This is a genomic window from Streptomyces xanthophaeus (assembly GCF_000725805.1).
In the GTDB taxonomy this organism is placed as follows: Bacteria; Actinomycetota; Actinomycetes; order Streptomycetales; family Streptomycetaceae; genus Streptomyces; species Streptomyces xanthophaeus.
In genome coordinates, this window is the sequence record NZ_JOFT01000042.1 from 43,923 (window position 1) to 67,678 (window position 23,756).

Sequence of the window (23,756 nt, forward strand, 5' to 3'; positions counted from 1 at the left end):
CGGTACGGGCCTCAGCGCCGCACGGCGCACAGCAGGCCGTCGCCCACCGGGAGCAGGGCGGCCTCCAGCGCCGGGCTCTCCCGGACGCTGCGCAGCAGTTCGCGGACCCGGAGCACCTCGACCGGCTGGGCCGCGGAGTCGACCGTACGGCCGTCGGAGAAGACTCCCTCGAAGCAGACCAGCCCGCCCGGGCGCAGCAGCCGCAACGATTCGGCGAGGTAGTCGAGGGACTCGGACGGGTCGCCGTCGCAGAAGACGAGGTCGTACCCGCCGTCGGCGAGCCGGGGCAGGACGTCGAGGGCGCGGCCGGGGATGAAGCGGGCGCGGTTGCCCGCGAAGCCCGCCGCGCGGAAGGCCTGGCGGGCGAAGGCCTGCCGGTCGGCCTCGGGATCCACCGTGGTCAGGACCCCGTCGGGGCGCATCCCGTGCAGCAGGTGGATGCCGGAGACGCCGGTTCCGGTACCGATCTCGGCGACCGCCTTGGCGTCCGCGGTGGCGGCAAGCAGGCGCAGCGCGGCCCCGGTGCCGGGGGAGACGGAGCGCAGGCCCGCTTCCCTGGACCGGTCGCGGGCCCATCGCAGAGCGTCGTCTTCGGCGACAAACGCGTCGGCGAACGCCCAGCTCGTCTGCCGGTTGCCGGTAATGACCCTCTCCTGTCCCCATAGTTGGCGCAACGGTGACTGTATCCGTTGACGTCGGGAACCCGCAGATGGGACCGGGCGTTGTGAGGGGTAGACGCGGGATAAGAAGGGACGGTGCCGGGCAGAACGGCGGCCCGGAGCCGGTCCGGGGCCCAAGTCCCGTGCAAAGTTAATGCAAAAACGCTTATCCGGAGCTGACGGAGGGGGTGGCTATGGTAGGGACTCCACTGGACACCACCAGAGCCGACAGGGGAGGTGCGGCTGCGCCTGTGGATCGCAGGGGCGCATTGAGGCGCCTCTTCCGGTCGGCGGGTGAGCCGAAATCCGTGACCGACATTGCTGACCGCTTCCACACCGCAGACACCGCAACCACCGCGACCTTTGCCGCCGATGCGGGCTCCCAGGCGTGGACCCCTCCTTCATGGGAGGAGATCGTCAGCACGCACAGCGCGCGGGTCTACCGCCTTGCCTACCGTCTGACGGGCAACCAGCACGATGCCGAGGACCTGACCCAGGAGGTCTTCGTCCGCGTCTTCCGCTCGCTGTCCACCTACACGCCCGGCACCTTCGAGGGCTGGCTCCACCGGATCACCACGAACCTGTTCCTGGACATGGTCCGCCGCAAGCAGCGCATCCGTTTCGACGCGCTCGGCGACGACGCCGCCGAGCGGCTGCCGAGCCGCGAGCCGTCTCCGCAGCAGGTGCTGCACGACACCCACTTCGACGCGGACGTCCAGCAGGCGCTGGACACCCTCGCGCCCGAGTTCCGTGCCGCCGTGGTGCTGTGTGACATCGAAGGCCTGTCGTACGAGGAGATCGCCGCCACGCTCGGCGTGAAGCTCGGCACCGTGCGCAGCCGCATCCACCGGGGCCGTTCGCACCTGCGCAAGGCGCTCAAGCACCGCTCTCCCGAGGCCCGCGCCGAGCAGCGCGCGCTGGCGGGCGTGGCCGTGGGCGCCCCGGGAGCCGGGGGAGAGGGCGGAGCCGAGTGAGCGGAGTCAGTCCATCCCCCGCCGAACAGCATCTGGGTGACCGGCTGGCCGCCCTGGTGGACGGGGAGCTGAAGCACGACGCCCGCGAGCGGGTCCTGGCCCACCTGGCCACCTGTGCCAAGTGCAAGGCCGAGGCCGACGCGCAGCGCCGTCTGAAGACCATGTTCGTGGAGAGCGCGCCGCCGCCGCTGTCCGCCGGACTGCTGGCACGGCTCCAGGGCCTGCCGGGTACCGGACCCGAGGGACCGTCCGGGCCCCTGGGGCCGTCCGGCCCGGCCGGGACCGCCGGCCCCGATCCCCTCGCCTCCTTCGCGTACGCCCTGCCGACGGCCGCCAGGCCGCAGCAGGAGGAGGGCTTCCGCATCCATGAGGTGGGGCGCCCGCGCCGCCGCTTCGCCTTCGTCGCGGCCGGGGCCGTCTCGCTGGCCGCGCTCGCCCTCGGCGGCTCGCTGCCGCTGGAGACGGTCGACCCGAACGCCCGCGGCGATGCCCCCGCCCCCGCCTCCCGGCCCGGCCCCGCGGTGTCGGTGTCCGACGCCGTCGTCCGCGACCGGCTGCCGACCCCCGGCGCCGTCCCCACGCTCCTGCCGCCGCTCCACCCCTCCCCGCAGGCGTCGGCCCGACCGGTCTCGCTCCTGCGCTGACGCGGGACCTGGTTGAATCTGCGGCACATGCGCATGAGTACGCGGGGAGCGCCCATGGCCGACAGGCAGCAGACCGATCCGGCTCCGTCCTGGTGGAGCCGGCCCGAGGGGTCGGCGGAACCCCGCCACGACGGGGTGCCCGCCCCGCGCCCCGAAGCCGACCGCGACCGGGCCGGGGGCCCGGACCCGGCCGCTGCCGACGGCCCGGGGCAGGACCCCGCGTCCGGCCCTGCCGAGGAGCTCCCGCAGCGCCAGGACCCCGACCCGTATCCGGACCCCGACCCGGACCAGGACCCGTACCCCGGCCCGGACGGGTCCGCTGCCCGGGTGCCCCGCTACGACCCCTGGGGCGACCAGCCGTTGCAGGCCGTGGACCAGGGCAAGGGGGCGCGTCCGGTCCGCCTGTGGCACCTGCTGGCCTTCGGCACGGCCGTGGCCCTGCTCGCCGGCGGCATAGGCGGCTACGTCGGCGTCCTCGCCGAGCGGCAGAGCAGCACCCGCCTGGAGCTGCCGCAGTCCGCCGCCGCGGACCGGGGCCGGGCACCCGAGAGCGTGGCCGGGATCGCGGCCACCGCACTGCCGGGAGTGGTCACCCTGCACGTACGGGGCACCGCGGGCAGCGGCACCGGCACCGGCTTCGTGCTCGACCCGCAGGGCCACATCCTGACCAACAACCACGTCGTCGGCGACGCCAAGGAGATAGCGGTCACCTTCAGCACCGGCGAGAGCGTCACCGCCGAGCTGGTGGGCCGCGACTCCGGCTACGACCTGGCCGTGGTCAAGGTCAGCGGGGTGCGCGGACTCCAGCCGCTGAGCCTGGGGAACTCCGAGAACGTGAAGGTCGGCGACCCGGTGGTGGCCATCGGCGCCCCCTTCGACCTGTCCAACACCGTCACCTCGGGCATCATCAGCGCCACCGGCCGCCCCGTCACCGCGGGCGGCGACAAGGGCGACGGCAGCGACATCAGCTACGTGGACGCCCTCCAGACGGACGCCCCCATCAACCCGGGCAACTCCGGCGGCCCGCTGCTCGACGCCTCGGCCCGGGTGGTCGGCATCAACAGCGCGATCCGCGGAGCCGACAAGACCGACCCCACCCGCCAGGGCGGCAGCATCGGGCTGGGCTTCGCCATCCCCATCAACCAGGGCAAGCGCGTCGCCGAGGAACTCATCGCCACCGGCCGCGCCACCCACCCCGTCATCGGCGTCACCCTCGACATGGACTGGACCGGCGCCGGGGCCCGGGTCGGCGACAAGGGCGACGACGGCAAGCCCACCGTGGTCGCGGACGGGCCGGGCGCCCGCGCCGGGATCAGGCCCGGCGACGTGATCACCAAGGTGGACGGCCAGCGGGTGCGCGGCGGCGACGAGCTGATCATCAAGATCAGGGCCCACCGCCCGGGGGACCGGCTGGCCCTCACGGTGCTCCGCGAGGGCCGCGAGCGCACGCTGGAGGTGGTCCTCGGGTCGGCGAACGGCTCATGAGCGCGCCATGACGTGCGGGTGAAACCGCGGCGGAAGCGGCACGCAGGTATGGGCCCGCGGACCGGGCCGGGTACCGTGTGTCGGGGCCCGAAGTGAAGAGAGCCGAGGAGCGGCAAGGTGTTCAACGACATAGGCGCACTCGAACTGGTCACGATCGTGGTGCTCGCCATTCTCGTCTTCGGTCCGGACAAGCTGCCCAAGGTCATCCAGGACGTCACGGGCGTGATCCGGAAGATCCGCGCGTTCTCCGACAGCGCCAAGCAGGACATCCGCTCGGAACTGGGCCCGGAATTCAAGGACTTCGAGTTCGAGGACCTGAACCCGAAGACCTTCATCCGCAAGCAGCTGGGCGAGAACGAGGACCTCAAGGAGATCCGCAGCAGCTTCGATCTCCGCAAGGAGCTGAACGACGTCACCGACGCCGTGAACAGCAAGGAGACCGACCCCGCCCCGGCCTCCGCCGCCCCCGGCGCGTCCCCCGCCGCACCCGACCTCGTGAAGAAGCCCGCGGCCCCCGCGGCGGACCGCGGCGCACGCTTCGACGCCGACGCCACCTGAGCCGCACCCCCCAGCCTGCCCGGCGATCCGCAGACGGATGGCTATCCTCCATGAGTCCGGATCCAGGACGACCGAGGGCGGGGGTCCCCCCAGCGAAGTGTGGGGGAGGGCCGCTTCGGACCCCACGGAACGAGAGGCCGCGCAGATGGAGACGACGAGCAGTAGCCGGGTAGGGACGCAGTCCGCCGAAGCACCCGCTCCCGCCGCCGCACCCGCGCAGGAACCGCAGACCGCCGCGCAGGCGGGTGCGCAGCCCGCACCAGGAGAAGCCACCGCGCCCGTCCCTGGGGCCCGCCGGACCGCCGAGGGGTACCTGCGGGCCGACTTCCCCTGGTACGGGCTGGACGGGGCCTTCACCGGCCCCCGCTGGCTCATGCAGGTGGGCGTGGCGGCCGACGGCACCGTGGAGCACGGCTCCACCGGCCACGGGGACGAGCCCTCGGCCCGCGGCGAGATCGCCACCGGCGAGAAGGAGCGCTTCGCCGTGGTCGTCACCGTGGCGAGCAACCCGCTGCGCCGCAGCGGCGACGGCACCGGCGTCCTGGAGGCCACCTCGGTCTCCTCGGCGGCCTGGCTGGCCGGCTCCGGGCTGCTGGCCTACAGCTGGCCCGGGCAGATGGACCACTCCCTGCGCAGCGACTGGCTCGACCAGCAGACCGAGGCCGCCTGGGAGCTCGCGGACGACCTCGCCGGCGAGGACTGGTCGACGCTGTCCCTGCCCGTCGACGGGGAGCCCACGCCCTTCCACTACCGCGAGTCGGAGTTCGGCTGGGTGCTCGCCGGATCGACCGGCAGCGGGGTCCACCTGGGGGCGTACGGGCGCGGCATGAGCGCCTACGGCCTCGGCTTCTCGGTCATCTCGGACCTGGCGACGTACGAATAGCCGCTCCCCGGCGGCGGCCGGGACACGCGAAGGGCGCCGCTCGGTGAGCGGCGCCCTTCGCGTGACTGCGGATCAGAACTTGTTGCGCGGGGTGATGCCCAGCGACATGCCCGACAGACCGCGCGCGCGGCCGCCCAGCTTGCCCGCGATCGCCCGCAGGGCCGCGCCCGCCGGGGAGTCCGGGTCGGACAGGACCACGGGCTTGCCGTCGTCGCCGCCCTCGCGCAGCCGGACGTCGATCGGGATCGAACCCAGCACCGGCACGCTCGCACCGACCGTCTTGGTCAGCCCGTCGGCGACCTTCTGGCCGCCGCCCGAGCCGAAGACGTCCACCATCTCGTCGCAGTGCGGGCACGGCAGGCCCGACATGTTCTCGACGACGCCGACGATCTTCTGGTGGGTCTGGACGGCGATCGAGCCGGCCCGCTCCGCGACCTCGGCCGCGGCCTGCTGCGGGGTGGTCACGACGAGGATCTCGGCATTCGGCACCAGCTGCGCCACCGAGATCGCGATGTCACCGGTGCCCGGCGGCAGGTCCAGCAGCAGCACGTCCAGGTCGCCCCAGAACACGTCGGCCAGGAACTGCTGGAGCGCACGGTGCAGCATGGGCCCGCGCCACACCACCGGCGCGTTGCCCGGGGTGAACATGCCGATGGAGATGACCTTCACGCCGTGCGAGGACGGCGGCATGATCATGTTCTCGACCTGGGTGGGGCGGCCCTCGACGCCCAGCATGCGCGGCACGCTGTGGCCGTAGATGTCGGCGTCCACCACGCCGACCTTCAGACCGTCCGCCGCCATCGCGGCGGCCAGGTTGACGGTGACGGAGGACTTGCCGACGCCGCCCTTGCCGGAGGCGACGGCGTAGACGCGGGTCAGCGAGCCCGGCTTGGCGAAGGGCACCTCGCGCTCGGCGGTGCCGCCGCGCAGGGTGGCCGCCAGGTCCTTGCGCTGCTCGTCGCTCATCACGTCCAGGGTGACGGCGACCGAGGTGACGCCCGCGACGCGCTCCACGGCCTCGGTGACGTTCTTGGTGATGGTCTCGCGCATGGGGCAGCCCGACACGGTGAGGTAGACCGTGACGGCGACCGCGCCGCCGTCACCGATCTCCACCGATTTGACCATGCCGAGTTCGGTGATCGGCCGGTGGATCTCGGGGTCGTTCACCGTCGCCAGCGCGTCGAGGATCGCGTCCTGCTCGGGCACGGCGGCGGCGTCGGAGGATGTGTCGGTAGCCATGCCCCGATGGTACGGCTCGGTAGCATGCTGCGGGGCAGACTGCTAACGGTCGCCTTCGTCACTCTCGGCCGGGAATAGACGGCGCTCGTCCATCTCCTTGATCAGATCCTGGAACTCGGACCTGATCCAGTCGCGCGTGGCCACCTCGCCCAGGCCCATCCGCAGGGCCGCGATCTCCCGCGTCAGGTACTCGGTGTCCGCGATGGAGCGCTCGTTCTGCTTGCGGTCCTGCTCCAGGTTGACCCGGTCCCGGTCGTCCTGCCGGTTCTGCGCGAGCAGGATCAGCGGGGCCGCGTACGAGGCCTGGAGCGACAGCATCAGCGTCAGGAAGATGAAGGGGTACTGGTCGAACCGGAGGTCGTCCGGCGCGAAGATGTTCCACAGCACCCAGACGATGATGACCAGGGTCATCCAGACGATGAACCGGCCCGTGCCGAGGAACCGCGCCACCCGCTCCGACAGCCGCCCGAAGGCCTCCGGGTCGTACTCGGGCAGCAGCGAGCGGCGCGGGGCGCGCGGCAGGTCCAGCCGGACCCGTGAACGCGTCAGCGCACTCGCCCCGGTGCTCGGGCCGGACTTCCCGGCGCGTTCGGCGGACCGGTCCGCCGCATCCGCGGCCAGCCCCTGCTCCCGCGCCTGCATCCGGGCCTGCTCGCGCCGCTCCCGGATCTGCTCCCGGCGCCGTTCGCGCGCCTGCTCGCCGCGCCCCCGGTCGAAGCGCCCTCGCTCAGTGGCCACGCACGGCCTCCTCGGAATGGAATTCCGTCTCCCGCCAGTCGTCCGGCAGCAGGTGGTCCAGTACGTCGTCCACCGTGACCGCGCCCAGCAGCGAGCCGCTCTCGTCGACCACCGGCACCGCCACCATGTTGTAGGCGGCCAGGTGCGTGGTCACCGCGGGCAGCGAGGCGTCCGGCCGCAGCGGCGGCAGGTCCGTGTCCACGATCGAGCTGACCAGGGTGAACGGCGGGTCCCGCAGCAGCCGCTGGAAGTGCACCGTGCCCAGGTACTTGCCCGTCGGCGTCTCGTCCGGCGGGCGGCACACGTACACCTGCGCCGCCAGCGCGGGCGACAGGTCCGCCTGCCGTACGCGGGCCAGCGCGTCGGCGACCGTCGCGTCCGGCCGCAGCACGATCGGCTCGGTGGTCATCAGGCCGCCCGCGGTGTTCTCCTCGTAGGACAGCAGGCGCCGCACGTCGGCCGCGTCGTCCGGCTGCATCAGCGTCAGCAGCCGTTCCTTGTCGTCCTCCGGCAGCTCCGAGAGCAGGTCGGCCGCGTCGTCGGGGTCCATCGCCTCCAGGACGTCGGCGGCGCGCTCCTCCTTCAGCTTGCCGAGGATCTCCACCTGCTCGTCCTCGGGCAGCTCCTCCATGACGTCCGCGAGCCGGTCGTCGTCGAGGGCACTGGCCACCTCGGCGCGCCGCTTGGGCGTCAGGTGGTGCAGGACGTTCGCCACGTCGGCCGGGCGCATCTGCTCGAAGGTGGCCACCAGGTTCTCGGCGCCCTGCCCGTGCTCCTCCAGCGAGAAACCGGTCACCGCCGACCACTCGACGGTCAGGGTCTCGCCGCGCCGGCGCAGCGCGCCCGACTTGCCCTTGCGCACGAAGATCCGGTCGATCTCCCAGTCCCGGCGGGCCGGCAGCTGCTGGATGGCCACGTCCAGGACGGTGACCTCCTCGCCGTCCGCGACGAGCTTCACCCGCCGGTCCAGCAGTTCACCGAGGACCAGCCGTTCGGTGGGGCGCTGCTCGAAGCGGCGCATGTTGACGACGCCGGTCGTGATGACCTGCCCCGACTCCACTCCCGTGACCCGGGTCATCGGCAGGAAGATCCGGCGGCGGCTGACCACCTCGACCACCAGGCCCAGCAGCCGCGGCGGGCGCCCGCCCACGCGCAGCATGGCCACGAGGTCGCGGACCCGGCCGACCTGGTCGCCGTTGGGGTCGAAGACGGGCACACCCGACAGATGCGAGACGAAGATCCGCGGGGCGCCTGCAGCCATCCGAGCGCCTCCTAGAGCGTCAATCGACAGTCCTGCCGCCCCTCAGGCTAGCCCGTGCCGGACGAAGGCGTCCTGGTGGGGCGGTCCGGGCGGGGCAGGAACGGACGTGCGGGGCGCGGTCGCCGGCGGCGGCATACGGGCGGGTACGCTGCCTGCTGCCGTAGCCCGCCGACGAGAGGCTTCCGCCCGTGACCGCCACCTTCCCCGCCACGCGCCTGCGCCGGGTCGCCCTCATCGGGGCGTTGTGCGCGGGCCTGGCCGCCGCCGGCACCGCCTGCGGGGGCGAGGAGGATCCCGACAAGGGGACGAACGGGGTCGGCAAGCTCACCGCCGAGAAGATCGAGGAGAAGGCGAGGGCCGCCGCCACGGAAGCGGAATCGGTGCACCTCTCCGGCACCCTGGTCAGCGGCGGCAAGACCTTCACCCTGGACATGCGGCTGAAGTCGGACGGCGGCTCCGGCGAGGTGAAGTCGCAGGAGGACACCTTCCAGCTGCTGCGGGTGGGGGAGCAGCTGTACCTGAAGGCCAGCGCCGCCTTCTGGGGGCAGTCCGACTCGGCCGGGAAACTGGGCGACAAGTACGTGAAGGTGCCCGAGGCCGACCCCTCGTACAAGCAGTTCCGCGGCTTCACCGACATGGACGTCCTGCTGGACGGGCTGCTCGGCCTCGACGGCAAGCTCGCCAAGGGCGCCTACGGCAAGGTCGGGCACACCCGCGCCGTCCCGGTCACGGCGGACGCGGGCAAGGGCGGCAAGCTCTCGGTGTCCCTGGAGGGGACCCCGTACCCGCTGCTGATGGAGCGGGCCGGCGGCGCCGGCCGGGTGGAACTCGCGGAGTGGGGGCAGGCCTTCCCGCTGGAGCCGCCCGCGCAGGACCAGACCGTGGACTACGGCTCCCAGCTGCCGACGACGAAGGGCCAGGGGACCGGCGGCTCCCCGTCCGGCTCCCCGTCCAAGGGGCCGGGCCAGGGCTCGAACCCGACCACCCCCTAGGGCTGTGACCGGCTAGCGGGCGGCCTTCTTCCGCTTCAGCAGCAGCTTCGGCAGGCCCGCAGGGACCGGCTCGCGGGTCGTCGCGGACGACTCCAGCGGCGCCGCGGCCAGCGATCCGGCCGGCAGCTCCGGGCGCACGGCCTCCGGCTCCAGCCGCAGCAGCCGGCACTCCCGGGCCCAGCGCTCGGTCATCCGCTCCGAGTCGGGCGCGTTCAGCCGCTTGCCCTTCAGCTCGGCGACCGCGGCCTCCCACGGCTCGCTGCCGGGCGCCAGCTCCCGTACGGTCGCCGTCCAGGCGACCAGCCGGCCGCCCTTGTCCTTGCTGCGTACGGTCACCTCCGCGGCCGAGCCGTCGGCCAGCCCCGGGAACGGCTGCTCGCCGGGCCCGTCGCCCAGGACGTGGGCCGCGCCGTCCACCCAGGCGTGCCACAGGGCGCGGTCGGCCCCGGCGCCGCGGACCCAGATCAGGCCGGACTTCTTGGTGGCCTCCTCGACGAGGGCCAGGTCGAGCGTGCTGAGAGTCATGCCGACCAGAGTAGGGGGTGCACCCCGGGCCCCCTGGGGGTGTCCGGCCCCCGGAACGGGCTCCTCGGGGGTCAGAGCCAGCCGTGGCGGCGCAGCGCCCGGTGGATGGTGAAACAGGTCCCGGCGATCATGGCCATGACCATCGGATAGCCGTACTTCCACTGGAGCTCGGGCATGTGCTCGAAGTTCATCCCGTAGACCCCGCAGATCATCGTGGGCACGGCGATGATCGCCGCCCAGGAGGTGATCTTGCGCATGTCCTCGTTCTGGGCGACCGTCGCCTGGGCGAGGTTCGCCTGGAGGATCGAGTTCAGCAGCTCGTCGAAGCCGACGACCTGCTCGTGCACCCGCGCCAGGTGGTCGGCGACGTCGCGGAAGTACTTCTGGATGTCCGGGTCCACCAGCCGCATCGGCCGCTCGCTCAGCAGCTCCATCGGCCGCAGCAGCGGGGACACCGCCCGCTTGAACTCCAGCACCTCGCGCTTGAGCTGGTAGATGCGGCCCGTCTCCCCGCCGCGCGTGGAGCCCTTGGCGGGAGCGGCGAAGACCTGGCTCTCCACCTCGTCGATGTCGTCCTGCACGGCCGCCGCCACCGCGATGTACCCGTCGACCACGTGGTCGGCGATGGAGTGCAGGACGGACGAGGGCCCCTTGGCGAGCAGCTCGGGATCGGCCTGGAGGCGGTGGCGCAGCCCCTTGAGGGAGCCCTGGCCGCCGTGCCGGACGGTGATGACGAAGTCGGGGCCGGTGAAGCACATCACCTCGCCGGTCTCCACCACCTCGCTGGTGGCGGTCAGTTGGGCGTGGTCGACGTAGTGGATCGTCTTGAAGACGGTGAAGAGGGTGTCGTCGTAGCGCTCCAGCTTCGGCCGCTGGTGCGCGTGCACGGCGTCCTCCACCGCCAGCGGGTGCAGGCCGAAGGTGGCGGCGATCCCCGCGAACTCGGCCTCGGTCGGCTCGTGCAGGCCGATCCAGGCGAACCCGCCGTCCTCGCGGACCCGGCGGATCGCCTCACGCGGCGTCAGGCACGCCGCCCCCAGGTCCGGGGCGTCGCGCCGGCCGCCCCGGTACACGGCGCAGTCGACCACCGCACTGCTCGCGGACGGGTCGCGGGTGGTGTCGTAGCCGGGCTGGGCCGGGGTGGACTTGCGCAGCGACGGGACGGCCGCACGCAGGTAGGGCAGCATCGACATGGCAGGCTCCTTCGCGCGCACGGCTGCGGACCGTACGGGTGGGAGACCCTCCTCCTGCGGCGGGCGGGCAGGCCCGGGCAGGCGGAAGGAAGCAGGACGGGAGGACAAAGTTCTGCCGTCGCTCTTCTACTGATCAGGAGATCACAGGGGGCGGGAGGCGCCCGTCACAGAAGTGGAAGAGCGATTGGTACTGCACGATCGACTTCGGTCCACCGCAGCCCCACCTCCTCCGGCCGGTCCCCCGTGAGGGACGTCCTGTATCCGGGGCACCGAAACACTGCTTCTGCGTGCGGCCCCGAACAGCTGTCAACACTATCAGCCGACGGATGGTCAAGACCCGCCCTTTACCCGGCTGATACGAGTTCTATGCTCGCTCCATGGCAGAAATTCTCGCCCTTGTGGAGGCCCGGCTGCGCACCGCGTTCGGGGAACCCGACGCCCGCGCCGCCGTCACCTTCCTGGGCACCGACCGCATCGAGGTACTGCGTTTCGCCGAGGACGACCTCGTGCGCTACGCGACCCTCGGGATGTCCGCGCACCCGATGACCGACCCGACCGCCGTGGTCGCCGACCCCGTGCGCGGACCCCGCGCCGAGCTGGTGCTGACCGTACGGGCGGGCCTGGCGCCCACCGACCGGCTGCTGAGGCCGCTCGCGGTGCTGGCGGCCTCCCCTCAGGTCGAGGGGCTGATCGTGGCCCCCGGGGCCTCGCTGGACGTGGGCGAACCGCTCTGGGAAGGGGCGCCGTTCAGCTCGGTCCTGGTGGCGGAACCGGGCGGGCTGGTGGCGGACCTGGAGCTGGACGAGCCCATGGACCCCGTGCACTTCCTGCCCCTGCTGCCCATGACGGCGAACGAGGCCGCCTGGAAGCGGGTGCACGGCGCGGCCGCCCTCCAGGAACGCTGGCTCGCGCGCGGCACGGATCTGCGGGACCCTCTGCGTACGGCAGTCGCACTGGACTGAGCCGGGCGCTCCGCCCCCGGACGGGTGATCGTGTCTTGACGGGGCGCCGGGCGGGGAGGAGCGTGGCTTCTTATGAGGGGCGAACCAAGTTGCCCGAAGTGCGGTGGCCGGGTCAGGGCGCCCGGTCTCTTCTCCGACTCCTGGCAGTGCGCGGACCACGGCACTGTCCACCCCCTGCAACCCGTCATCCCGCCGAGCGTCGAGGCCCTGAGCGTGGTCGTCCACCGGGCCCAGGTGCCCGTGTGGATGCCGTGGCCGCTGCCGGTGGGCTGGCTGTTCACCGGGGTCGCGTCCGCCGGTGACGACCGCAGCGGCGGCCGGGCGACGGCCGTGGCCTGCTCGGGACCCGGTCCGCTGGGCGGGATCGGCGAGCTGCTGCTGGTCGCGGAGGAACTGGGCGTCGGCCTCGGTGCGCGCTACGCGGGGATCGACGGCCCCGACCCGGGCTCGGCCATCAACGTCTCGGCGCCGCCCCACGCCAAGGTGGTCGCGGCGGGCCGCCCGACCGCGCTGTGGCACGTCAACGGGACCCCCGACGACCGGGCCGTGTTCGCGGGCGAGGCGCGCGGCCTGTGGCTGTGGGCGATCGTCTGGCCCGAGCAGTCCGGCCTGCTGATGTACGACGAACTCGTCCTCACCGACCTGCGCGACGCGGGGGCCGAGGTCGAACTGCTGCCCTGCGGCGCCCTCAGCCCGCGCATCCTGGGGCCCTCCTAGACCGTGCCGGCGGGGCGCCCCGCCGGTCGTCCGGCGTGTGACCGGCGGGGACGTCCGGCCCGTTATCCTGGGGTGTCACCCGTCCGTACGAACCCTGGAGCTCCGCTGTGCGCATCGACCTGCACGCGCACTCCACGGCCTCCGACGGTACGGACACCCCCGCCGAGCTGGTGCGCAATGCCGCCGCCGCCGGGCTGGACGTGGTCGCGCTGACCGACCACGACACGGTGGCCGGATACGCCGAGGCCGTCGCCGCCCTGCCCGCCGGGCTGACGCTGGTGACCGGCGCCGAGCTGTCCTGCCGCCTCGACGGGACCGGGCTGCACATGCTCGCGTACCTCTTCGACCCGCAGGAGCCCGACCTCTTCCGCGAGCGGGAACTCGTCCGCGACGACCGCACCCCCCGCGCCCAGGCCATGATCGGCAAGCTCCAGGAGCTCGGCGTCGACGTCACCTGGGAGCAGGTGGCCCGGATCGCGGGCGAGGGCTCCGTCGGCCGGCCGCACATCGCGACCGCGCTCGTCGAACTCGGCGTCGTGCGCACCGTCTCGGACGCCTTCACCCCGGCCTGGCTCGCCGACGGTGGCCGCGCGTACGCCGAGAAGCACGAGCTCGACCCCTTCGACGCCATCCGCCTGGTCAAGGCGGCGGGCGGCGTCACGGTCTTCGCGCACCCGGCCGCCGTCAAGCGCGGGACCTGCGTGCCCGAGTCCGCGATAGCCGCACTGGCGGCCGCAGGCCTCGACGGCATCGAGGTGGACCACATGGACCACGACGACGCCACCCGCGCCCGGCTGCGCGGACTGGCGGCCGACCTCGGCCTGCTGACCACCGGGTCCAGCGACTACCACGGCAGCCGCAAGACCTGCCGTCTCGGGGAGTACACGACCGACCCCGAGATCTACGGCGAGATCACGCGCCGTGCGACCGGCGCCTTCCCCGTTCCCGGCGCGGGCGGAATCGAGCGCTAGGCCGGTTCCTTCCCCCGGATCCGGGCCCGCCCCACCCCTTTGCTTCCTCTTCGCAACACCCCTCTCTCCTGCAAGGCATCACTGTGTTTGATTTCGCCGTCTTCGGATCCCTTTTTCTCACGCTTTTTGTGATTATGGACCCTCCGGGGATCACGCCGATCTTCCTCGCCCTCACCTCGGGCCGCCCCGCCAAGGTCCAGCGCCGCATGGCCTGGCAGGCCGTCTGCGTGGCCTTCGGCGTCATCGCCGTCTTCGGCCTCTGCGGCCAGCAGATCCTGGACTACCTGCACGTCTCCGTCCCGGCGCTGATGATCGCCGGTGGCCTGCTGCTCCTGCTCATCGCGCTCGACCTGCTCACGGGCAAGACCGACGAGCCGAAGCAGACCAAGGACGTCAACGTCGCCCTCGTCCCGCTGGGCATGCCCCTGCTCGCCGGGCCCGGCGCCATCGTGTCCGTGATCCTGGCCGTGCAGAAGGCGGACGGGGTCAGCGGACAGGTGTCCGTCTGGGCCGCGATCCTCGCCATGCACCTGGTGCTGTGGATCACCATGCGCTACTCGCTGGTGATCATCCGGGTCATCAAGGACGGCGGGGTGGTCCTCGTGACGCGCCTCGCGGGCATGATGCTCTCCGCGATCGCCGTCCAGCAGATCATCAACGGCGTGCTCCAGGTCGTCCAGGGCGCCTGACCCCCGCACGCGCGAACGCCCCCGTACCGGACATGGGTCCTGGTGCGGGGGCGCAGACGTTCAGTGGGGTGTCCCGGCGTCAGCAGGACGCCGTCTCGGCCGGTCGGATCAGAATGCGCTGGCCGACGTACGCGGCCTGCTGCACGATCCGGTTGACGGAGGCCGCGTCCACGACGGTGCTGTCCACGGCGGTTCCGTCGACGTCGTCCAGGCGCAGAATCTCGAAGCGCACGGGCTTCTCCCTTCGTCGGTGTTTCTCCTTGCACAGGGTTAACGAAGTGTAAGAGGCAAACATTCCCTACGCTAAGGAAATTTTTTCACTGGCTAACTACTGGCCGTCGACGGAGTTCCAGAACGCAGCCAGCGCACCCGCTGTGACCTGCGGGTTCTCGGCGTTGGGGGAGTGTTCGGCCCCCGGGACCACCACCCGCTCGGCCTCCAGGCGGCGGGCCATGTCGTCCATCAGCGGAACGGGCCACGCGTAGTCGACCGTTCCGGACAGCACCAGCTTCGGCAGCGCGACCGCGGCCAGGGCGTCCACCCGGTCCGGCTCCGAGATCAGGGCGCGGCCCGTGACGATCAGCTGCTCGGGCACGGTCGCCAGCCACCGCTCGCGCAGGAAGTGCGCCACCTCGGGGGAGTCCGGGACCACGTCCGGTGCGTCCTGCGCGCGCATCGCCGCCCACACCGCGGGCATGTCCTCCCGGAGCGCCTCCAGGGCGGCCACCAGCAGCTTCGTACGGGCCCGCTGGCCCTCGTCGATCGCGGCGGGCCCGCTGCTCATCAGCGTCAGCGAGGCGAACGGCGAAGGGTCGCGCAGCACCGCGGCGCGGGAGACGAGCCCGCCGAGGGAGTGCCCGACCAGGTGGACGGGCCCCCCGCCGAGCGCGGCGGCCTGCGCGAGCAGGTCCCGGGCCAGCTCCTCCAGGGCGTACGGGGCCTCCTCGCGCGGGCCGGGGCTCTCGTACTGGCCGCGCCCGTCGACGGCGGTCACCCGGTACCCGGCGGCGGCCAGCGGTTCGAGGAGGGCGATGAAGTCCTCCTTGCTGCCCGTGAAGCCGGGAACCAGCAGGGCGCTGCCGCGTACGGGCGCACCCGCCTCGTGCACGGCGAACTCCCCGCGGGCGGTGCCGAGGCGGCGGGCGCGGGCGACGGGCGGCAGCGTGAGGAAGGGCGGCTTGCTCATGGCCAGAGGTTACCGGCCCGTAGGGAGCGGCTGCGCGAGGATACGCCGATGGCCCGGCCCCCCTCGGAAGGGGGACCGGGCCATCGGGTGCGTGCTTACGCCTCGGGCGCGGCAGCGGCCTTGCGGGTGCGGGTGCGCTTCGGCTTGGCCGGAGCGTCCTCCGCGGCCGCGGCGGCCACCGGAGCGGCCTCGGCGGCCTTGCGGGGCCGGGTGGTGCGGCGGGCCTTGACGGGCTCCACCGGCGGGGCCATCTGGAAGTCCGGCTCCGGAGCGGTCTCCACGACCTTGCGGACGCGGGGCCGTCGCGGTGCGACCGGGGCCTCCTCGGCGACCGGGGCCACGACGGCCTCGGCGACGACGGCAGCGGCCTTGCGCGGGGCGCGGGTGCGCTTCGGCTTGACGGGCGCCTCCTCGGCGACCGGAGCCTCGGCGACCGGGGTCACCACGGCCTCGGCGACGACGGCAGCGGCCTTGCGCGGGGCGCGGGTGCGCTTCGGCTTGACCGGCGCCTCCTCGACGACCGGAGCCACGGCGACCGGGGCCTCGGCCACGACGGCCGGAGCGGCCTCGACCGTCTCCACGGCCTCCACGGCCTGGGCCGGTACCGCAGCCACACGGGTGCGGCGGCGGCGAGGCCTGCGCGGCTCGTCGGCGGCCGGGGCCTCGGGGGCCTCGGCCACCGGGGTCACGGCAGCGGCGGCCGCCTCGGCGCCCAGCTCCGAACCGCCACGGGTGCGGCGGCGCTGGCGCGGCGTACGGGTACGGGCGGGACGCTCCTCCGCAGCCGCCGGAGCGGCAGCGGCCGGACCGCGGCCGCCACGGCCACCGCGGCCGCCGGTCTCGCCCAGGTCCTCGACGTCCTCCGCCTTCAGGCCCGCCCGCGTGCGCTCGGAGCGCGGCAGGGTGCCCTTGGTGCCGGCCGGGATGTTCATCTCTTCGTACAGGTGCGCGGACGTGGAGTACGTCTCGACCGGGTCGTGGAAGTCCAGCCCCAGCGCCTTGTTGATCAGCTGCCAGCGCGGGATGTCGTCCCAGTCGACCAGGGTGACGGCGATGCCCTTCTTGCCCGCGCGGCCGGTGCGGCCCACACGGTGCAGGAAGGTCTTCTCGTCCTCCGGCGTCTGGTAGTTGATGACGTGGGTGACGCCCTCGACGTCGATGCCGCGCGCGGCGACGTCGGTGCACACCAGCACGTCGACCTTGCCGTTGCGGAACGCGCGCAGCGCCTGCTCGCGCGCACCCTGGCCCAGGTCGCCGTGGACGGCGCCCGAGGCGAAGCCGCGCTTCTCCAGCTGCTCGGCGATGTCGGCCGCCGTGCGCTTGGTACGGCAGAAGATCATGGCCAGCCCGCGGCCCTCGGCCTGCAGGATGCGGGAGACGAGCTCCGGCTTGTCCATGTTGTGCGCGCGGAAGACGTGCTGCGCGGTGTTGGCGACGGTGGCGCCCTCGCCGTCCTCCGAGGAGGCGCGGATGTGCGTGGGCTGCGTCATGTACCGGCGGGCCAGGCCGATGACCGCGCCCGGCATGGTCGCCGAGAACAACATGGTCTGGCGCTTCGGCGGCAGGTAGCTCATGATCCGCTCGACGTCGGGCAGGAAGCCCAGGTCGAGCATCTCGTCGGCCTCGTCCAGGACCAGCGCCCGGATGTGCGAGAGGTCGAGCTTCTTCTGTCCGGCCAGGTCGAGCAGGCGGCCCGGGGTGCCGACGATGATGTCGACGCCCTTCTTGAGCGCCTCGACCTGGGGCTCGTACGCGCGGCCGCCGTATATGGCGAGGACGCGTACGTTGCGGACCTTGCCCGCGGTCAGCAGGTCGTTGGTGACCTGGGTGCACAGCTCGCGGGTCGGAACCACGACGAGGGCCTGCGGGGCGTCGGTCAGCTGACCGGGCTCGGCCCGGCCCGCCTCGACGTCCGCGGGGACGGTGACCCGCTCCAGCAGGGGAAGACCGAAACCGAGCGTCTTGCCGGTGCCGGTCTTGGCCTGGCCGATGACGTCCGTGCCGGAGAGGGCGACGGGGAGGGTCATCTCCTGGATGGGGAAGGGGGACACGATGCCGACGGCTTCAAGGGCTTCGGCGGTCTCGGGAAGGATCCCGAGGTCTCGGAACGTAGTCAGGGTGCTGCCTCTTCTGTGAGACGCGGCGCGAGGCGGCGAGGGGGGTCGTACCGTGCCGGGCTTGAAGTACTGCGCCCACCCAGCATTCGGGCGGGTCGTACAAAGCTGCGCGGGACCACTAAGCCTTCGCTCAAGCGCTTGTGCCGCTGAGGGGGCCCCTCATGGGTGGCGATGCACATGAGCGCACGCACCACGCCGAGGGCGGGTCGGTTGGAGCCGATCGGGCCACCGACCGGGCATCCTCATTGGGATGGCCCGCCGAGTTTCCGGCAGGCGCATTACCACTGTACCCCGGAATCGCGCAGCCGTGTCGGGCGAATTCACCGGGCAGGCGTGTTTACGTGGGCTGGCAGTGAGCAGGTGTGGTGACTTGCGCCGCCTTTCGGCGGGCTATTGTGCGGAGCATGTCGACCGTAGAAAACGCCTCGCCCGCCGACGACAGCGCACCCGCGGAATCCGCCGGCATCGCCGCCCAGGACTGGGCGACCGCCTCCGCCTCGCCCCAGTACCGGGCCGCCGTCGTGGACCTGCTCGGCGCGCTCGCCTACGGGGAGCTCGCGGCCTTCGAGCGCCTCGCGGAGGACGCGAAGCTCGCGCCCACCCTCGACGACAAGGCCGAGCTCGCCGCGATGGCGTCCGCCGAGTTCCACCACTTCGAGCGGCTGCGCGACCGGCTCGCCGCCATCGAGGTGGAGCCCACCGCCGCCATGGAGCCCTTCGCGAAGGGCGTCGACGACTTCCACCGCCAGACCGCCCCGTCGGACTGGCTGGAGGGCCTGGTCAAGGCGTACGTCGGCGACTCCATCGCCAGTGACTTCTACCGCGAGGTCGCGACCCACCTGGACACCGACACCCGCGCCCTCGTCGTCGGCGTGCTCGACGACACCGGTCACGGCAACTTCGCCGTCGAGAAGGTGCGCGCCGCCATCGAGGCCGACCCGCGCTGCGGCGGCCGGCTCGCGCTGTGGGCCCGCCGTCTGATGGGCGAGGCACTCTCGCAGGCCCAGCGCGTGGTCGCCGAGCGCGACGCGCTCTCCACCATGCTGGTCGGCGGGGTCGACGGGATGGCGGCCGGCTTCGACCTGGCGGCCGTCGGCGAGATGTTCACCCGGATCACCAAGGCGCACACCAAGCGGATGGCGGCCCTCGGCCTGGCCGCCTGACGGTTGCGGACGTGACGAAGGCCCCGGAGCGCAGATGCGCTCCGGGGCCTTCGTGCGTCAGGGGTCAGCCCCGGGAGGGGAGCGAAAACGGAGGCCTGCGCGAGGGCCTGCGGGGCCCGGAGCCGGGCCGCAGCAACAGGGACAGGACCACTGCCGACACCAGCAGGCCGCCGACGAAGGTCGCGGTCAGGGTGTTGTGCCCGGGGCCGAGCGCGAAGTGCGTCAGATACGCCCCGAACAGCGCCCCGAGTACCCCGCTGACCAGCACCACTCTCGCGGACGGCAGCCGGCGCGCGAACACGCGCACAGCCGTCGCGGACAGGGCGAGGCCCAGCAGAGCAGAGCCGAGCGCTTCGATCAGCAGCATGAGGTCCCTCCCACACGTCGGGGCAAACCAAGTCACTGCGGTCCTACCCGAAGCGGAAGAACGGGAAACGGCCCGGTGGAATCAACCACCGGGCCGTTTCGCACAGTTCTCGGCACGTCAGGTGCCAGTGCGTCAGAGCGCGCCGAAGCCGACCTTGCGGGCGGTCGGCTCGCCGAGGTCCACGTAGGACAGGCGGTCGGACGGCACCAGGACCTTGCGGCCCTTGACGTCGGTGAGGCTGAGCAGCGGCGCCGTACCGGACAGCGCGGCGGCCACGATGCCCTCCAGCTCCTCGGCGCTCAGGTCGCTCTCCAGCACGATCTCCCGGGGTGCGTGCTGCACGCCGATCTTGACCTCCACGGCTTTGTCCCTCCGACGGTCCGTTTCGCGCGATCAGCCGCGCCGTACGCGGTCCACATTAGCCCGGTGAGGGGACGCGGACCGCGCAGAGCGGACACGCTGGCAGCGAACACCGGCCACCGGCCGGTACCGCGCGGCCGGCTCGGGACGTCCGGTCTCAGGCGTCGGTGCCGTGCAGCGGGAAACCGGCGATGCCGCGCCACGCCAGCGAGGTCAGCAGGCCCACCGCGGTGTCACGGGCGACCGGGCTCTCGCTGGAGAGCCAGTAGCGGGCCACGACCTGCGAGACCCCGCCCAGGCCCACGGCCAGCAGCATCGACTCGTCCTTGGACAGGCCGGTGTCCTCGGCGATGACGTCGGAAATGGCCTCGGCGCACTGGAGCGAGACCCGGTCGACGCGCTCGCGCACCGCGGGCTCGTTCGTCAGGTCGGACTCGAAGACCAGCCGGAAGGCGCCGCCCTCGTCCTCGACGTACGCGAAGTACGCGTCCATCGTCGCGGCCACGCGCAGCTTGTTGTCCGTCGTCGACGCGAGCGCCGTGCGCACGGCCAGCAGCAGCGACTCGCAGTGCTGGTCCAGCAGCGCCAGGTACAGGTCGAGCTTGCCCGGGAAGTGCTGGTAGAGCACCGGCTTGCTGACCCCGGCGCGCTCGGCGATGTCGTCCATCGCGGCAGCGTGGTACCCCTGCGCGACGAAGACCTCCTGAGCCGCGCCCAGGAGCTGGTTCCGTCGGGCTCGGCGCGGCAGTCGCGTGCCCCGCGGACGCGCTGCTTCGGTCTGCTCGATGGCTGTCACGCCGCCTCCCACTTTCTCTAAGAACACAGTGCGCTCTGCGCCGCGCCGCCATCGTACTTTTCGGTAACCGAATCTGGAGGGTTCAAGCCGAGTTTTCTCGCGGTACGGACGTGCCACGGACCCCTGGAGGCGCTGGTCAGCGGTCGGTCAGTGGCCGGTCAGCGGTAGTCGTCCTCGTCCATCGGCACCACCCGGGCCTGTTCCGCGGCGTCGCCGTCGGCGGCCTCGCCCCGTTCCGGGCCGCTGACCGGGTCGTCCTCGTCCGGCTGCAGATCGGCGAGCTGCTCCGCCACGTCCGCCTCGGGCGCCTCGGGGTCGAGGGCCTCGGGCAAGCCCTCGCGGAAGGTGTCCGGCTCCGCAGGGTCGACAGTCATGGCGCTCCCCTCGCTTTCTCTTCTCACTACGAGCCTAGGAGCCTCGCGGATGCCCCGCGAGGCGGATCGGCATGCGTCTGTGACCGCGAACACAGGAAGTGGAGCGTGATCGTCTCGTAACATTGCCCGCATGTCTTCGACCGAGCTGCCGGGTGTGCGGTCCACCGCCGAGCCGTCCTCCCTGGTGGGAGCCGTCCGGGTGGCCGAGGGAGAGCAGTGGCGCACCGTCGCGCTGCCCGGCCTGGAGCTCGCCGTACGGCAGCGGCCCCCGGTGCGTACGGGGCTGCCGCCCGCCCTGTTCGTGCACGGACTCGGCGGTTCCTCGCAGAACTGGTCGGCGCTGATGGCGCAGCTGGCCGACACCGTCGACGGCGAGGCCGTGGACCTGCCCGGCTTCGGCTGGTCCCCGCCGCCCGCCGACCGGGACTACTCGGTCACCGCGCTCGCCCGCGCGGTCATCCGCCACCTCGACGCGGCCGGCCGCGGCCCCGTCCACCTCTTCGGCAACTCCCTCGGCGGGGCCGTCTCCACCCGGGTCGCGGCCGTCCGGCCCGACCTGGTGCGCACCCTGACCCTGGTCTCGCCCGCCCTGCCCGAGCTGCGCGTGCAGAAGTCGGCCGTACCGACCGCGCTGCTCGCCGTCCCCGGCATGGCCGCCCTCTTCGGCCGCCTCACCCGCGACCTGACCGCCGAGCAGCGCACCCGCGGGGTGATGGGCCTCTGTTACGGGGACCCCTCCCGGGTGACGCCCGACGGATTCCGGTACGCGGTGGAGGAGATGGAGCGGCGGATGGCCCTGCCGTACTTCTGGGACGCGATGACCCGTACCTCGCGGGGCATCGTCGACGCCTACACCCTCGGTGGCCAGCACGGACTGTGGCGCCAGGCACAGCGCGTGCTCGCCCCCGCCCTCCTGGTCTACGGTGGCCGGGACCAGCTGGTCTCGTACCGGATGGCGCACCGGGCCGCCGCGGCCTTCCGGGGTTCGCGGCTGCTGTGTCTGCCCGAGGCCGGGCACGTGGCGATGATGGAGTACCCCGAGGTGGTGGCCGCCGCCTTCCGGGAGCTGATGCGGGACACCGCCGCGGCGGACACCGACCGAGATACCGAAGACGGCAGAGGCTGAGGACCGTGGGACGACATAGTCGCAAGGCCCCTTCCGCTTCCCCCGCCCCTGCCCCGGCCGCGCCGACGGAGCCCGCCCCGGCCGCGTACGAGGAGCCGCTGGGCTGGTACGAGATGCCGGCGGACCCCTACGAGGAGCCGGGCAGCCTCTTCGGTGCGCCGGGCGGCCCGTACGCGCAGCAGTACGGGCAGCCGTACGAACAGCCTCACACCGAACCCACCGTCACCCACCAGGGCTACGCGCCCCGGGCGGCCCACCCCTGGCCCGAGGAGCGGCCCGGCGGGCACCCCGAGCAGCACGAGCCCGGCGGTTCCTGGGGAGCGGGGCCCGGCGCCGTCTACGGGGACTGGCACGGCGTCCCGCGCGCAGCCGCCCCGTACGCGGCGGTGGCCGCCCCGGCCCCGCCGCCCCCGGCGGCGCCCCTGTCCTCCTTCGAGCCCTTCCCGTCCTTCGCGGAGGACGGCCCGCTCACCTCCACCGGCTCGCACCGCCGGGTGCCCGGTCCGCGCAGGCCCGCCGACGGGGCGCGGGCCGAGTCCGCCGCCCGTTCCGCCGCCGCGGCTCCCGCCGCGCCGCCCGCCGAGCCCGCCGACTCTGCCGCCCCGCCGCCCGCCGAGGAGCAGTCCGGCTCCGGCCGGGCCGGGAAGGTCCGCACCTACACCGGGATGGCCGCCGCGGCCGTGACCACCGTGCTCGCCGTGGTCGTCGCCGTCCAGGTCGCCTCCGAGAGCGACATCGGCAAACCCGGTGCGCTCGCCGCCCCCGACGACGGCCGGGCCCGCGCCGAGGCCGGCGCCGCCTCCCGCTCCGACGGCCGCCCGACGCCGGACGCGCCCGCGGACGCCGCGGCGAGCCCGTCCGCGGCCCCGCCCGCGCCGGAGCTGACGTACGAGCAGAAGATGGCGCAGCAGCTGCCCATCGACGCCAAGCTCGCCGGCCCCGGAACCTTCGACACCGTCCCCGGCGTCGCCCAGGCCCCCGGCAAGGGGAAGACCGTCCGCTACCGGGTCGACGTCGAGCAGGGTCTCGGCCTGGACGCGCAGCTGTTCGCCGAGGCGGTGCACCGCACCCTGAACGACCCGCGGAGCTGGGGACACGGCGGCAGCCGGACCTTCGAGCGGGTGCCGGGCGGCTCGGCCGACTTCGTCATCACCCTCGCCAGCCCGGGGACCACCGGGATCTGGTGCGCCAAGTCGGGCCTGGACACCACCGTGGACAACGTCTCCTGCGACTCCGCCTCCACCGACCGCGTGATGATCAACGCCTTCCGGTGGGCGCAGGGCTCGGCGACGTACGGGCCGGACCAGATGCTCGCGTACCGGCAGATGCTCATCAACCACGAGGTCGGGCACCGGCTCGGACACGGTCACGTGAGCTGCCGCACCCCCGGGTCGCTCGCGCCGATCATGCAGCAGCAGACGAAGTCCCTCGACATCGACGGAATCCAGTGCAAGCCCAACCCGTGGGTGCATCCCGGAAGTTGAGCGGTGGTCCAGAACCCGCGTTGACAAGCTGTCCGATCATCGGCCATCGTTCTCCGCATGTCGCAGCACCACACCATGATCGCGAGCGCCGCCATAGAGCTGGCGCTGCTTGGTGTGACCGCGCACAGCGTGGCCGACATCTTCTGTCGCTGACGCCGGCCCGTCCGCGTCGCGACCCTTCCTGAGTTCCGCCGCGCCCGGGTGTACGCATGCCCCCAGGCGCGGCTCTTTCTGCTTTCACCCGGTGTCCTTCCGGCGCCGTCCGCTGCCCTGGCGTGGCTTTCTCTCCCCAT

At 72.8% G+C, this 23,756-nt stretch carries 27 protein-coding genes; 14 read left to right on the forward strand and 13 right to left on the reverse strand.

Features of this window, described 5'->3' with window-relative positions; translation table 11 throughout:
- Positions 1-11: 11 nt before the first annotated feature.
- A complete protein-coding gene (locus tag IO30_RS0124705; protein ID WP_030385883.1) occupies positions 12-674 on the reverse strand; it encodes an O-methyltransferase in 663 nt (220 codons plus the stop codon).
- A 179-nt stretch (positions 675-853) separates the two neighbouring features.
- Between IO30_RS0124705 and sigE the strand changes: the two genes are divergently transcribed.
- The 5 genes from sigE (at position 854) to IO30_RS0124730 (ending at position 5,203) form a co-directional block, all read left to right on the forward strand.
- A complete protein-coding gene (sigE, locus tag IO30_RS0124710; RefSeq protein ID WP_199920966.1) occupies positions 854-1,633 on the forward strand; it encodes an RNA polymerase sigma factor SigE in 780 nt (259 codons plus the stop codon).
- Positions 1,630-2,277 carry a zf-HC2 domain-containing protein gene (locus tag IO30_RS0124715; RefSeq protein WP_031146293.1) on the forward strand — a complete coding sequence of 216 codons (648 nt, stop codon included), beginning with the start codon at positions 1,630-1,632 and terminating at the stop codon, positions 2,275-2,277. Before sigE ends, IO30_RS0124715 begins: the two co-directional genes overlap by 4 nt.
- Before the next feature lie 54 nt (positions 2,278-2,331).
- Positions 2,332-3,762 (forward strand): S1C family serine protease, encoded by a 1,431-nt coding sequence (locus tag IO30_RS0124720; RefSeq protein WP_037895033.1) that lies wholly within the window; start codon positions 2,332-2,334, stop codon positions 3,760-3,762.
- A 117-nt stretch (positions 3,763-3,879) separates the two neighbouring features.
- Positions 3,880-4,320, forward strand: coding sequence for a sec-independent translocase (locus IO30_RS0124725; protein WP_031146295.1), 441 nt, complete (start codon positions 3,880-3,882; stop codon positions 4,318-4,320).
- Between the two features lie 145 nt (positions 4,321-4,465).
- Positions 4,466-5,203, forward strand: a complete 738-nt coding sequence (locus IO30_RS0124730; protein ID WP_031146296.1) for a hypothetical protein — start codon at positions 4,466-4,468, stop codon at positions 5,201-5,203.
- A gap of 72 nt (positions 5,204-5,275) precedes the next feature.
- Here the strand turns inward: IO30_RS0124730 and IO30_RS0124735 are convergent, their stop codons facing one another.
- The 3 genes from IO30_RS0124735 to IO30_RS0124745 all read right to left on the reverse strand — a co-directional run bounded on the left by IO30_RS0124735 (position 5,276) and on the right by IO30_RS0124745 (position 8,441).
- Positions 5,276-6,442 (reverse strand): Mrp/NBP35 family ATP-binding protein, encoded by a 1,167-nt coding sequence (locus tag IO30_RS0124735; RefSeq protein ID WP_373316466.1) that lies wholly within the window; start codon positions 6,440-6,442, stop codon positions 5,276-5,278.
- A 42-nt stretch (positions 6,443-6,484) separates the two neighbouring features.
- Positions 6,485-7,084, reverse strand: coding sequence for a DUF1003 domain-containing protein (locus IO30_RS0124740; RefSeq protein ID WP_078903718.1), 600 nt, complete (start codon positions 7,082-7,084; stop codon positions 6,485-6,487).
- Positions 7,085-7,169: 85 nt separating this feature from the next.
- Entirely contained in the window at positions 7,170-8,441 is a 1,272-nt protein-coding gene (locus IO30_RS0124745) for a magnesium transporter MgtE N-terminal domain-containing protein (RefSeq protein WP_031146299.1), read from the reverse strand.
- Positions 8,442-8,629: 188 nt separating this feature from the next.
- Between IO30_RS0124745 and IO30_RS0124750 the strand changes: the two genes are divergently transcribed.
- Complete coding sequence (locus IO30_RS0124750; RefSeq protein ID WP_234321495.1) at positions 8,630-9,433, forward strand: hypothetical protein; 804 nt, start codon at positions 8,630-8,632, stop codon at positions 9,431-9,433.
- Between the two features lie 12 nt (positions 9,434-9,445).
- On the opposite strand, the gene IO30_RS0124755 is transcribed toward IO30_RS0124750, so the two are convergent.
- Both IO30_RS0124755 and IO30_RS0124760 read right to left on the reverse strand, forming a co-directional pair.
- Positions 9,446-9,958 (reverse strand): hypothetical protein, encoded by a 513-nt coding sequence (locus IO30_RS0124755; protein ID WP_031146301.1) that lies wholly within the window; start codon positions 9,956-9,958, stop codon positions 9,446-9,448.
- 71 nt (positions 9,959-10,029) lie between these two features.
- Positions 10,030-11,151, reverse strand: a complete 1,122-nt coding sequence (locus IO30_RS0124760; protein WP_031146302.1) for a magnesium and cobalt transport protein CorA — start codon at positions 11,149-11,151, stop codon at positions 10,030-10,032.
- Positions 11,152-11,528: 377 nt separating this feature from the next.
- Between IO30_RS0124760 and IO30_RS0124765 the strand changes: the two genes are divergently transcribed.
- The 4 genes from IO30_RS0124765 (at position 11,529) to IO30_RS0124780 (ending at position 14,490) form a co-directional block, all read left to right on the forward strand.
- Complete coding sequence (locus tag IO30_RS0124765) at positions 11,529-12,113, forward strand: suppressor of fused domain protein (protein WP_031146303.1); 585 nt, start codon at positions 11,529-11,531, stop codon at positions 12,111-12,113.
- Positions 12,114-12,185: 72 nt separating this feature from the next.
- On the forward strand, positions 12,186-12,830 hold the full coding sequence (locus tag IO30_RS0124770) for a DUF6758 family protein (protein ID WP_031146304.1): 645 nt from the start codon (positions 12,186-12,188) through the stop codon (positions 12,828-12,830).
- A 107-nt stretch (positions 12,831-12,937) separates the two neighbouring features.
- Positions 12,938-13,801, forward strand: coding sequence for a PHP domain-containing protein (locus IO30_RS0124775; RefSeq protein WP_031146305.1), 864 nt, complete (start codon positions 12,938-12,940; stop codon positions 13,799-13,801).
- An 83-nt stretch (positions 13,802-13,884) separates the two neighbouring features.
- Positions 13,885-14,490 carry a MarC family protein gene (locus IO30_RS0124780; RefSeq protein ID WP_031146306.1) on the forward strand — a complete coding sequence of 202 codons (606 nt, stop codon included), beginning with the start codon at positions 13,885-13,887 and terminating at the stop codon, positions 14,488-14,490.
- Positions 14,491-14,569: 79 nt separating this feature from the next.
- Here the strand turns inward: IO30_RS0124780 and IO30_RS46065 are convergent, their stop codons facing one another.
- The 3 genes from IO30_RS46065 to IO30_RS0124795 form a co-directional block, all read right to left on the reverse strand.
- Positions 14,570-14,722 carry a hypothetical protein gene (locus IO30_RS46065; protein ID WP_167347281.1) on the reverse strand — a complete coding sequence of 51 codons (153 nt, stop codon included), beginning with the start codon at positions 14,720-14,722 and terminating at the stop codon, positions 14,570-14,572.
- A 96-nt stretch (positions 14,723-14,818) separates the two neighbouring features.
- Complete coding sequence (locus IO30_RS0124790) at positions 14,819-15,676, reverse strand: alpha/beta fold hydrolase (protein WP_031146307.1); 858 nt, start codon at positions 15,674-15,676, stop codon at positions 14,819-14,821.
- Positions 15,677-15,771: 95 nt separating this feature from the next.
- On the reverse strand, positions 15,772-17,727 hold the full coding sequence (locus IO30_RS0124795; protein ID WP_031146308.1) for a DEAD/DEAH box helicase: 1,956 nt from the start codon (positions 17,725-17,727) through the stop codon (positions 15,772-15,774).
- A gap of 470 nt (positions 17,728-18,197) precedes the next feature.
- Between IO30_RS0124795 and IO30_RS0124800 the strand changes: the two genes are divergently transcribed.
- On the forward strand, positions 18,198-18,956 hold the full coding sequence (locus tag IO30_RS0124800; protein ID WP_031146309.1) for a ferritin-like fold-containing protein: 759 nt from the start codon (positions 18,198-18,200) through the stop codon (positions 18,954-18,956).
- A 64-nt stretch (positions 18,957-19,020) separates the two neighbouring features.
- Here the strand turns inward: IO30_RS0124800 and IO30_RS0124805 are convergent, their stop codons facing one another.
- The 4 genes from IO30_RS0124805 to IO30_RS0124820 all read right to left on the reverse strand — a co-directional run bounded on the left by IO30_RS0124805 (position 19,021) and on the right by IO30_RS0124820 (position 20,853).
- Positions 19,021-19,323, reverse strand: a complete 303-nt coding sequence (locus IO30_RS0124805; RefSeq protein WP_199920967.1) for a hypothetical protein — start codon at positions 19,321-19,323, stop codon at positions 19,021-19,023.
- Positions 19,324-19,455: 132 nt separating this feature from the next.
- Positions 19,456-19,683 carry a DUF3107 domain-containing protein gene (locus IO30_RS0124810; RefSeq protein ID WP_031146311.1) on the reverse strand — a complete coding sequence of 76 codons (228 nt, stop codon included), beginning with the start codon at positions 19,681-19,683 and terminating at the stop codon, positions 19,456-19,458.
- 157 nt (positions 19,684-19,840) lie between these two features.
- The gene (locus IO30_RS0124815; protein ID WP_031146312.1) at positions 19,841-20,479 is read right to left on the reverse strand and encodes a TetR/AcrR family transcriptional regulator; all 639 of its coding nucleotides are present in this window, start codon (positions 20,477-20,479) and stop codon (positions 19,841-19,843) included.
- Positions 20,480-20,637: 158 nt separating this feature from the next.
- On the reverse strand, positions 20,638-20,853 hold the full coding sequence (locus IO30_RS0124820; protein WP_031146313.1) for a hypothetical protein: 216 nt from the start codon (positions 20,851-20,853) through the stop codon (positions 20,638-20,640).
- Positions 20,854-20,983: 130 nt separating this feature from the next.
- On the opposite strand from IO30_RS0124820, the gene IO30_RS40785 reads away from it, so the two are divergent.
- The 3 genes from IO30_RS40785 to IO30_RS47900 are packed head-to-tail and all read left to right on the forward strand — an operon-like array spanning position 20,984 to position 23,616.
- Positions 20,984-21,979, forward strand: a complete 996-nt coding sequence (locus IO30_RS40785) for an alpha/beta fold hydrolase (RefSeq protein ID WP_051858887.1) — start codon at positions 20,984-20,986, stop codon at positions 21,977-21,979.
- Positions 21,980-21,984: 5 nt separating this feature from the next.
- Positions 21,985-23,463: a DUF3152 domain-containing protein gene (locus IO30_RS0124830; protein ID WP_031146324.1), complete on the forward strand. Its 1,479-nt coding sequence runs from the start codon at positions 21,985-21,987 to the stop codon at positions 23,461-23,463.
- A gap of 57 nt (positions 23,464-23,520) precedes the next feature.
- Positions 23,521-23,616, forward strand: coding sequence for an Ms4533A family Cys-rich leader peptide (locus IO30_RS47900; RefSeq protein WP_324617527.1), 96 nt, complete (start codon positions 23,521-23,523; stop codon positions 23,614-23,616).
- Positions 23,617-23,756: the final 140 nt, after the last annotated feature.